The sequence below is a fragment of the Neobacillus drentensis genome (assembly GCF_036965425.1).
Lineage (GTDB): Bacteria > Bacillota > Bacilli > Bacillales > Cytobacillaceae > Neobacillus > Neobacillus drentensis_F.
In genome coordinates, this window is the sequence record NZ_JBALPP010000007.1 from 29171 (window position 1) to 40330 (window position 11160).

10 protein-coding genes and 1 pseudogene are annotated in these 11160 nt (G+C 36.7%); all 11 read left to right on the forward strand.

Translation table 11 applies throughout. The annotated features are described in order from the left end of the window. The first annotated feature begins 267 nt into the window (after window positions 1-267). The gene (locus tag V7161_RS01235) at window positions 268-2094 is read left to right on the forward strand and encodes a polysaccharide biosynthesis protein (RefSeq protein WP_335441915.1); all 1827 of its coding nucleotides are present in this window, start codon (window positions 268-270) and stop codon (window positions 2092-2094) included. 97 nt (window positions 2095-2191) lie between these two features. Then, window positions 2192-3301, forward strand: coding sequence for a DegT/DnrJ/EryC1/StrS family aminotransferase (locus V7161_RS01240; RefSeq protein ID WP_335441960.1), 1110 nt, complete (start codon window positions 2192-2194; stop codon window positions 3299-3301). A 32-nt stretch (window positions 3302-3333) separates the two neighbouring features. Then, a complete protein-coding gene (locus tag V7161_RS01245; RefSeq protein WP_335441916.1) occupies window positions 3334-4071 on the forward strand; it encodes a YveK family protein in 738 nt (245 codons plus the stop codon). After that, entirely contained in the window at window positions 4061-4750 is a 690-nt protein-coding gene (locus V7161_RS01250) for a CpsD/CapB family tyrosine-protein kinase (RefSeq protein ID WP_335441917.1), read from the forward strand. Before V7161_RS01245 ends, V7161_RS01250 begins: the two co-directional genes overlap by 11 nt. A gap of 17 nt (window positions 4751-4767) precedes the next feature. After that, window positions 4768-5532: a tyrosine-protein phosphatase gene (locus V7161_RS01255; protein ID WP_335441918.1), complete on the forward strand. Its 765-nt coding sequence runs from the start codon at window positions 4768-4770 to the stop codon at window positions 5530-5532. Window positions 5533-5569: 37 nt separating this feature from the next. Beyond that, complete coding sequence (locus V7161_RS01260; protein WP_335441919.1) at window positions 5570-7102, forward strand: lipopolysaccharide biosynthesis protein; 1533 nt, start codon at window positions 5570-5572, stop codon at window positions 7100-7102. A 131-nt stretch (window positions 7103-7233) separates the two neighbouring features. After that, window positions 7234-8349 (forward strand): O-antigen ligase family protein, encoded by a 1116-nt coding sequence (locus V7161_RS01265; protein ID WP_335441920.1) that lies wholly within the window; start codon window positions 7234-7236, stop codon window positions 8347-8349. Window positions 8350-8362: 13 nt separating this feature from the next. Then, the gene (locus V7161_RS01270) at window positions 8363-9484 is read left to right on the forward strand and encodes a glycosyltransferase family 4 protein (RefSeq protein WP_335441921.1); all 1122 of its coding nucleotides are present in this window, start codon (window positions 8363-8365) and stop codon (window positions 9482-9484) included. A 35-nt stretch (window positions 9485-9519) separates the two neighbouring features. Then, a complete protein-coding gene (locus V7161_RS01275; RefSeq protein WP_335441922.1) occupies window positions 9520-10206 on the forward strand; it encodes a LicD family protein in 687 nt (228 codons plus the stop codon). Window positions 10207-10257: 51 nt separating this feature from the next. Beyond that, the gene (locus V7161_RS01280; RefSeq protein WP_335441923.1) at window positions 10258-10872 is read left to right on the forward strand and encodes a sugar transferase; all 615 of its coding nucleotides are present in this window, start codon (window positions 10258-10260) and stop codon (window positions 10870-10872) included. Window positions 10873-10884: 12 nt separating this feature from the next. Further along, window positions 10885-11160: pseudogene (locus V7161_RS01285) on the forward strand (ATP-grasp domain-containing protein); the annotation flags it as partial.

An 11160-nucleotide genomic window follows, 5' to 3' on the forward strand; every position in this document is an offset into this window, starting at 1 on the left:
GGTAGGTAAAAATTTTTTTATTCTTTTTGTTCTATATTACAAACAAGTAGTTCTGTTAATAATAGGTGATGTCTTCTTACCATTATCAATGAAGGCACTCGGTCATGCTGTGGGTTCAAAAGGACCTTAGACGCCAGTCGTTGAGAGTGTGATGTGAGGCGGGGTTAGATGCCCCATATTGAATTAAAGCTTTTGATTATTCGGGCTTCAAGAAGGCGGATAATCAAAAGCTTTAATTTTAAATAAAGCATATAAAGGGGAGAGAGTATGACATATAGACAAAGATTGTCGCTGTTTTTTTTAGTGGATTCAAGTATTGTTTTAACTGCGATTTATTTTAGTAGATTCCTAGTCAATGCCACTTTTAATGTCATTACAGCTCCGTTGATTCTCACTTCTTTATCCATCTTGATTTGCCATCATATTTTTTCAACTTACTTAAAACTATATAAAAAAGCCTGGGAATACGCCAGTACAGGAGAATTATTGATTATCTTTAAAATCGTTACTTATACGATTATGATGGCAGCCCTTATCCAGAAAATATTTATTCATGAAATACACTTTAGGCTTTTAGTAGTCACCTGGGCCCTTCATATATTATTACTTGGCGGCTCGCGGTTCTTTTTGAAAATTTACAGAGATACTTTTATATACCAAAATCGGAATAAAAAAAGAACATTAATTGTCGGTGCGGGTTCTGCAGGAACAATGATTGCAAGGCAGCTTTTAAAAAATCATGGGCAGGACCTGCATCCCGTTGGCTTTATTGATGATGACCCTTATAAGCAAAAACTTGATATTTTTGGTATACCGGTTGTGGGCGGTGTCAATTCCATTGTATGGGCAGTTCAAAGCCTCCGAGTCGAAAATATTATTATCGCCATTCCATCATTATGCAGAAAGGACTTGAATCCCATTTTTCAGGAATGTGCCAAAACTTCTGCCAAAACTCAAATCCTCCCCAAATTGGAGGATTTAGTGACTGGAAAGGTTTCGGTAAGTCAGTTCCGTGATGTCCAAGTAGAAGACCTTTTAGGAAGGGATCCTATTGATCTTGATATGGAAACTATTTCAAAATATCTAACAGATAAAGCCGTTTTGGTGACAGGCGCTGGCGGATCTATTGGGTCCGAAATTTGTCGGCAGCTTTCCCAGTTCAATCCGAAAAAGTTAATCCTTTTAGGACATGGTGAAAATAGTATCTATTCAATCGAAATGGAATTAAAGGAACGCTTTAAAGGAACATCAATTGAATTTATACCGGAAATTGCAGATATTCAGGATTTAGGAAAAATCGAATCCATCATGCGCAAACATCTTCCAGACGTCGTCTATCATGCCGCAGCACATAAGCATGTACCTCTAATGGAAAACAATCCTGATGAAGCCGTTAAAAACAATGTAATTGGCACGATGAATGTAGCTAATGCTGCCAGCTGGCATGGTGTTAAAACCTTTGTCATGGTGTCGACAGACAAAGCCGTAAACCCTACTAGTGTTATGGGTTCAACAAAAAGACTGGCAGAAATGATCGTTCAGTCTATGGATACAGTGAGCCAGACAAAATTTGTAGCAGTTCGGTTTGGCAATGTTCTGGGGAGCAGAGGCAGCGTTATCCCATTATTTGAGAGGCAAATAAAGCAAGGGGGGCCTGTTACCGTCACACACCCTGATATGGTCCGTTATTTTATGACCATTCCTGAAGCATCTAGGCTTGTGATTCAAGCTGGCGGACTTGCAAAAGGCGGGGAAATATTTGTTTTAGATATGGGTGACCCAGTGAAGATAGTTGACCTCGCTAAAAATTTAATCCAGCTTTCCGGAAATTCACTTGAAGAAATTGGTATTCAATTCACAGGGATAAGACCGGGGGAGAAGCTTTTTGAAGAGCTGTTAAAAGAAAATGAAATTCACGAAAAGCAAATCTACCCAAAAATCTATATTGGTAAATCAGCTGAGTTATATATTGAAGAAATTAATCAATTGATAGCTAATTTTGAAAGTATGGAAAAAGAGGAACTAAGAGAGATCCTTTTAAAGCTTGCAAACAACAAGATGTCTTCGAAGCCATACATGCCCATTTCGATATAGGAAAGCGCTGTTAAGTTAAAGGAATTGATTGGAGGTGCTGCAGTTGTTGGATACGGCCACGACCATAAAAAACAGGATTTTTCTCTCGTCTCCCCACATGAGCGGCTCAGAAATGAAGTATATCAATGAAGCGTTCGCAACCAATTGGATTGCACCATTAGGACCAAATGTAGATGCATTTGAGAAGGAGCTTGCAAGCTTTGTCGGTATAAATGCGGCGGCTGCAGTAAGCTCAGGGACAGCTGCAATTCATTTAGCATTACAATTGTTGGATGTTAAAAAGGGAGATACCGTTTTTTGCTCCAGTCTAACATTTGTCGCAAGTGCCAATCCAATCCTCTACCAAGGTGCTGAACCCGTTTTTATTGATTCCGAACCGGAGACATGGAATATGTCTCCCTTAGCGTTGGAAGAAGCTTTTAAAGATGCCGATTCAGCTAATAAACTGCCCAAAGCAGTGGTCATTGTGAATCTTTATGGTCAGTCTGCAAAAATGGAGGAGCTAATAACCATTTGTAAAAATTACAAGGTTCCCATCATAGAAGATGCAGCCGAATCACTTGGTTCCATGTATAAAGGGAAGGCTAGTGGAACGTTCGGCGATTTTGGCATCTATTCATTTAATGGCAATAAGATTATCACAACCTCCGGCGGGGGCATGCTTATTTCCAATAATCCAGAAGCCCTTCAAAAAGCAAGGTTCATAGCAACCCAATCAAGAGACCCTGCCCTGCATTATCAGCATAGTGAAATTGGCTACAATTATCGAATGAGTAATATCTTGGCCGGTATCGGCAGAAGTCAGCTCGAAGTTTTGAAAGAGCGGGTCAAAGCAAGAAGAGCCATTTTTAATATGTATTATCAAGAATTATCCTGCATTCCTGGTCTATCTTTTATGCCAGAATTAAAAAACACATTCTCGAACCGGTGGCTAACGGCTTTAACAATAGACGAGGAAATAACAGGTGTCTCGGTAAACAAATTACTTGCTGCGCTAGATTCCGAGAATATCGAAGCAAGACCTGTTTGGAAGCCGCTCCACCTGCAGCCCCTGTTTGATAAAAATAAATACTATTCGCATAACCAGAATATGAGTGTTTCAGAGGAACTCTTTCAAACAGGAATTTGTTTACCCTCTGGTTCCAATATGACGGTAGAAGATCAAATGAGAGTAATAGAATGTATTAAAAAAGCTTTGATTGGATGAAACCAAATGTCTACCTATAACAGGAGGAAAAAATGGATGTAACAGTAGGGTTATTAGATATATTAAAAACCATAAAGAAACGCTGGAAACTAATTATTTGTATAACAGTCATTGCTGCATTAATTAGCGGAGGCGTTTCTTATTTTATCCTGAAGCCAGTATACCAAGCCTCAACTCAAATACTAGTAAATCAAAAAAATACAGAGAATAAACTCGACTATACACTTTTACAAAGCAATGTTGATCTAATTAATACGTATAGTGTCATCTTAAAAAGCCCTGCCATCCTGGAGAAGGTCATTAATCAACTAGATCTTAACGTTACATGGGAGGAACTGAATAAAAATCTTACCGTAACAAGTCAAGAAAATTCACAGGTATTCTCCTTGACGGTTGAAGACCATGATGCACAAAAGGCAGTTGAAATTGCCAATACCGTGTCAGATACGTTTCAATCAGAAATCAAAGGGATAATGAATGTTGACAATGTGAGTATTATTGCAAGGGCAGAATTAAAACAAAAACCTGTGCCCGTTAAACCAAAGCCATTACTAAATATTGGCATTGCCATTCTAATTGGATTAATACTTGGAATGGGTAGCGCTCTTCTTAAAGATTTCATGGATGGTACATTGAAGGATGATCAAGATGCTGCCGCTTGCCTGGGTGTACCTGTTCTTGGCACCATTCAAAAAATATCGAAGGCTCAAATAAAGGAAGGAAAAAATTCGGCTGTTCAAACAATGGGAGGCGAAACGATTGTCTCGTAAATTGAAAAAAAGAGAGAAAAAAAGTGTCCATTTAATCGCTCATTTGAATCCAAAATCACCGATAACGGAACAGTACCGGTTAATTAGAAATAATTTGCACTTTTCTTCTGTGGATAAAGATATTCATTCCATCGTAGTAACTTCCCCGGAACCCTCTGACGGAAAATCGACAACCTCCGCTAATCTTGCCATCGTGCTGTCACAAAAGGGAAAAAAGGTGCTACTTGTTGATGTTGATTTGCGAAAACCCACGGTCCATTATGCTTTTAACGTAAGTAACATCGACGGCTTAACCAGCGTTTTGACAAGAGATATTAGCTTAGATCAGGCAATTATTAAAACGTCTGTCCCGAATTTGGACATATTAACATGCGGGCCCATCCCCCCTAATCCTTCAGAATTATTAGATTCAAAAGCAATGGAACTTGTAATGGAAGAAGTAAAGGGGTCCTATGATTATGTTGTATTCGATACCCCGCCATTGCTGGTTGTAACAGATGCACAAATATTAGCCAATAAATGCGATGGTGTAGTGATGGTAGTTGCCAGTGGAAAGACTAAACGGGATCGGGCAATAAGAGCAAAGGAATTGATAGAAAAAGCAAATGCCCACTTGCTTGGAGTGGTTGTGAATGGAGTGGAATCTAAGCAGGGGACCTATTACGGTGAATATAGTTAATAAAGGTGGCTGGGCAAATGATCGATATTCATAGTCATATTATCCCTTATGTTGATGACGGCCCCCAAGATCATATCCAAGGGTTAGACATGGCGAGAGCGGCCGTAAAGAACGGAATTTCCCATCTATTTGCAACCCCGCATCATCATAATGGACAATTTGAAAATCCAAAGCGGCAAATTTTAGCCCATGTAAGACGTTTAAATCAATCCTTACACGAAGAGAATATTCCACTTACCGTTCACCTGGGTCAAGAATTAAGAATTCATCGGGAATTGTTTCATTCACTAAAAATGGATGAAGTTTTGACCCTTGATGATCAAGGAAGGTACTTATTATTAGAGCTTCCATCAGGGGAAGTTCCATTTTACACTAGTGAAATTGTTTATGAACTTTTATTGAGGGAAATCATCCCGATTATTGTGCATCCCGAGAGAAATCGAGGCTTTATCGAGAATACGAATCAACTTTTTGAACTAGTTCAAGAAGGAGCGCTAACCCAGCTGACAGCAGGTAGTATCATCGGTCAGTTTGGAAAAAAGGTTAAAGCCTTTTCCGAAAAAATCATCGAACATAATTTGGCGCATTTTATTGGCTCTGATGCCCATAACACAAGAACAAGGGGATTCTGCCTCCAAGAAGCCTATGAAGTCGTCACCCAAAAATATGACATACAGCGTACATTCTATTTTAAAGAAAATGCGGAACTGCTTATGAAAGGTCAAACAATAATAAAAGAAGAACCTGCACCAATAAGAAAAAAGCTATTGGGTATTTTTTAACGGGCATAAAAAATAATTAAAGGTGGCATACCTTTTCATGAGGACAAAAAAAGCCTTTTATATTATGATCTCCAACCTTTCCTATCAACTGGTTTATGCACTGATTGGCTTAATTCTGCCGAGATTATTTATAACCGTTTATGGATCCGCCATCAACGGACTTATGCTGTCCATTCGCCAATTTTTGAATTTCTTAAATATAGTTGAATCAGGAATTGGGCTGACATCAATAACAGCTTTATTAAAGCCAATGGCTGCAAATGATAAAGAGGCAGCAAACGGAATTCTATCTGCGGCAAAATTACTTTATCTGCGGGCGGGGTATATACTTGTCAGTTTCATTGCATTGCTTGCGATTATCTATCCTTTTTTGATTGCTGATCAGGTTAGCTATCAAATTGCTTTTTTCCTGGTTCTAATTTTGGGAGGCAATAGTTTTGTAGACTTTTTTATCATTGGAAAGTATAAAGTGCTGCTTACCGCAGATCAAAGAGTCTATGTATTAACAAATATGCAAATTATCGGTTTAATTGCTAATTTAATTTCATACGTTATCCTCATTAAGGCTGGGTGGGATGTGCTTCTTGTTAATGGGATTGCCACTTGTTTTTTGGCATCCAAATCAATTTTGGTATTGGCCTACGTCAAAAAACATTATCCTAATGTCAGTTTTAAGGAAAAACCGGATACAGAAGCATTAGCCCAGCGGTGGGACGTCTTTATTCACCAAATAACTGGAGTTATTGTGTTTAATACTCCCGTCATCATCATTACAATCTTTTTAGGGTTAAAGGAAGTAAGTGTATTCACTACGTATAATATGGTATTTTCTGCGATTACCTTATTAGTAACTTCTTTTTCGAGTGCCCTATTTGCAGGAATAGGGGACTTACTAGTTAGAGGCGAAAAAAATAGGGTTATTGAAGTTTATAACATTTTTGAATCTGTTTATTATGCCTTAATCGCCTGGGCCTTTACCACGGCTTTTCTACTCATACTTCCATTTATCAAGATTTATACACATGGAGTTTCAGATGCGAACTATATCCGCCCGGAATTAGCTATTTTGTTTATTGCTGTAGGGGTGATAAGCAATATTCGAGTTCCGGCCTACACATTAGTGAATTCCGCTGGTCACTTCAAAGAAACAAAGTATCGGGCACTGGCAGAAGCTATCATTAATTTACTTGCTTCCCTCATCCTAGTTCAGATGTTTGGAACCGAGGGAGTACTATTTGGATCAATTTGCTCCTATACCTTCCGCACCATAGATGTTCTTTTATATGCTTCAAGAAATATATTAAATGCCTCATTAAAACCGACAATCCTTAAAGTAATGACTAATATATTTCTTTCATTAGTTGCAGCATTGCCAATTCAATGGTTACTCAACATCGATCCAAAGAATTTAATTGAATGGTTTGTTTATGCCATTCTCCTATCGATATGGAATTTAATAATAATCGCTGTTGGCAATATCCTGTTCGATCCAAAAATGTCCAAAAGTGTCCTGCAACGGGGCAGGCTTGTCTTTGGAAGAAAGGAGGCTGAGGAGAAATTGATGCTTTAGCCATTTTAAATCGCAGCCAAACAAATCGAAATGTCTATTATTTTCTAATTCTACTGTTCTCTGTGTTCCTAAATCAAACGAGTATTATTGGAGGAGTCAATTTTTCCCTGAGCGACTTGGTGATTTTATTGTTGCTAGTTCATGTGGCTTGTAATGGGATTAGTGTTCCTGGATATTCTTTCGTGTATTTTTTATTTTTGTCCGCATTATTATGGGTAACAGCCATCTTTTATACACCTTTTCGATTTGGTGTCACGGCTGATTTTTATTCCATTATTAAGGAGTACGCTAAGCTGGCAGTCGTCTTTTTATATTTTTTAATTGGCTATAACCTAAACCATGAAGATCTTATAAAGAGTTCGATAAAATGGTATTCATTTGCAGCTTTGTTTGTCGGAACACTGGGAATATTTATTAATCTTTTAGGTTTGAAATTTTTTTATCAAATCTATGATTTTGGTGAAGACCGTTATAACGGTTTTATGAATGATCCGAACTATTTTGCTATTGTTCAAATCAGTGCCCTTCCATTTTTTTTAAGGTCCGAAAAAATGTTATTAAGGACGAAACTTATTACTTATCTCATCATTTTAATCAGTATATTACTTTCAGGATCAAAAACTGGAATCATTACGTTATTAATTTACACAACTATATTTAGTTTAGGGGAAATAGTTAAAAACAAATTAAAACTTAGAACAATTATCTTAATGCTTTTTGGCATTTTGCTTTTGGGAGTACTTTTGGAGCTGCTTGGTAAGAACTTAACCTTATTAACAGAGAAATCTGTTCAATTCCAACGGATTAGTCTAATTTTCACTGATTTTAATGCTGCTTTTAATGAGGGGGGCTCATCCCGGCTTCCAATCTGGAAGGCAGGCATTGAATTAATCGGATTATCACCTTTAGTTGGAGTGGGAGTGGGCATGTATACCGCCGTTTCAGAAAAAGTTTCTGGCATTGATGCAGTTGCTCATAATACCTATATTCAAACGTTTTCGGAGTGGGGAGGTATATTTGCAGCTATCTTTTTCTTATATATTGCCTGCATAATTCTGAAAATAACGGTCAATAAACAGTTTCAAAGTAAGATCACTTATATGTTAAGGGATATATTAATTATTTTATTGATAGGGTCCATGGCGGTCTCATTTAATAATGCAAGAATGTTTTGGTTCTTTTTAGGTTCATTGGTCTATTTGCTTAGCTCAAAAAATCTTGGGAAAGTGTCTGGTAGATTCTCTTAATGGGGGGATTTTAGTGAAAAAAGTACTGTTTGCAGCCTCTGTTTATTCTCATTTTGCTTCCTTTCATAAGCCTTTTATGAAAATGTTTCAACAGAAGGGTTATGAGGTACACGCGGTCGGAAGTAATTCGAGAAATCGGAAGGATGAACTACTTGATATTGGGGTCATTTGCCATGATGTGGATTTTGATCGAATGCCATTTTCCAAAAAAAATATGAGAGCTGTAAAGAAATTAAATGAATTATTCAGTCATCATTATTTCAACTTAATACATGTCCATACACCGACAGCGGCTTTTTTAACAAGGTATGCAGCTTCTAAGCATAATCAAGGAAAAATTCTCTATACGGCGCATGGATTTCATTTTTTTAATGGAGCCTCTCGAAAAAATTGGCTTCTTTTTTATCCTGCTGAAAAACTTGCGAAACGATGGACAGACGGGTTGCTTGTTATGAATGAAGAGGATATTTCGTTAGGAAAAAGGCTTGGTTTTAAGGAAAACCATAATATGTTTCATGTTCACGGGGTTGGTGTGAACTTAAAAGAATTTCATGATAAGCAAGGGGAGCTAATTGATATAAAAAACGAGTTAGGCTTGATTTCTGAAAATGTAATTATTAGCTGTATAGCAGAATTAAGTCCTCGGAAGAATCAATTATTTCTCCTTAAAAACTGGAACACAATAGTAGACCAATGTCCAAATGCACATTTATTAATCATTGGGTATGGAGATGATATGGAGAAAATTAAAGCTTTTATAGAGGAAAATTGGATTATGAATGTTCATTTATTAGGATATAGAAAAGATATTCCAAGTATTATTACAGCATCTGATATTGTGACATTAGTTTCCAAACATGAAGGGCTTCCCCGGTGCTTAATGGAGGCAATGGCTGCAGCAAAACCAATAATCACGACAAATGTCCGCGGTTCAAGGGATTTAGTGGACAACGGGAATTGTGGCTTGGTTGTAGACCTTGGTGATAACGAGGGTCTTATTCAAAGTTTTGTTAGATTAATTGAAGATAAACAATTAAGGATTAATTTCGGGAGACTAGGACACCAGAGAATCCAGGATTATAGCTTAGGTAATGTCTTAAATGAAATGGAAGAGATTTATTCACGTTATGTGTAATCGTGAAATATGAAATTTTAAGAGGGGCTAACAAAATGGATAATCTATTGAAAGAAGTTTTTTTTAAGCTGGGTGTTTATGAATTTGCCAAAAAGTATTTAAGGAAACCCTATGTAAAAATGCATGGTTTAATTTTTAAATTTAGTGCAAAAAAAGCTTTAAAGAAATTAATCCAAACTATGAATCAAAACAAATATAAATACTGGCTGGAGTTTGGCACGCTTCTGGGAGCGATTAGGGAAAAAGGATTTATCTCCCACGATCATGATATTGATATCGCTATGTACATCCAGGAACGGGATGAAACCTTAGAACAATTATTGACTTCAAAGGGCTTTAAATTGAAAAAACGGGCAAAGCTTCTGACGGGTGAAATAATAGAAGAAACATATAAATATAAAACTGCCAATATCGATATCTTTTATGCTTATAAAATGGATAATCAAATAAAAATTTTTGATTATCAAACCTTCTATAATCTAAGTCCTAATGAATGTATAAAACAATATGGCGGATTAAGAGTCTATGAAAATGTCCTAACAGAATTCGATTTAATCAAATCTGAATTCTATGACCTCGATGTCTTGATTCCAAGCAATATTCACATTCACTTGGGAGAATTGTACGGAAAAGATTATATGATAAAGAATAAAAATTGGAAATTTGATTCTAGCAGTGTTAGAAAAGAAACGACTAATTTAGCAGTTATTAATTATTTTTAACCGCTATGTTTTCTAAAGATTACAAAAATAAAATGAGGTTGGTGAAGGGAAATGAAGAGAGTATTTGATTTTATTCTTTCAATCCTTGTAATAATCATTTTCTCCCCTATTATCATCCTAATATCCATACTAGTTAGACTAAAACTTGGGTCACCTATTCTTTTTAAACAAGAACGTCCCGGATTGAATGGAAAACCCTTTTTGATTTATAAATTCCGAACAATGACAAATGAAAAGGACAACAGTGGTAAATTATTACCTGAACATCTAAGGTTGACAGGCTTTGGTACTTTCTTACGTAAATTTAGTTTGGATGAGTTACCCCAGTTAATAAATGTCATAAAAGGGGAAATTAGTTTAGTTGGACCGAGACCATTAAGAATGGACTACTTACCATTATATACCCCTCTTCAGGCGAGGCGCCATGAGGTTAAACCAGGGATAACTGGTTGGGCGCAAATTAAAGGAAGAAATTCTATAAGCTGGGAAGAAAGGTTTGAATTAGATGTTTGGTATGTTGATAATAAATCCTTCCTTTTAGATTTAAAAATATTATTTATGACCATGAAAAAAGTGATTCAAACTGAAGGAATTAACCACGAAGGGCAAATAATGCCGAACTTCACAGGTAGTAAAATAAAGCAATCATCAAATGCAAGTGAATAAGGAGGTTATATTATGAATATTTTAATATGTAGTGTCGGACGGCGTGTAAAATTAGTCGAGTACTTTAAAAAGGAAGTCCATGAATTAAATGGGAAAGTAATTGCTGTGGACTGTGATATTACTGCCCCAGCCTTGCACCATGCCGATGTATTTGAGATTGTTCCCCGTATAGACCATCCTGATTATATCCCCCGCATAAAAGAGTTGTGTTATAAATATAAAATTAATGGTGTATTATCCCTTATAGATCCTGAATTGCCACTATTGGCCAGTTATAAAGGAGAGCTT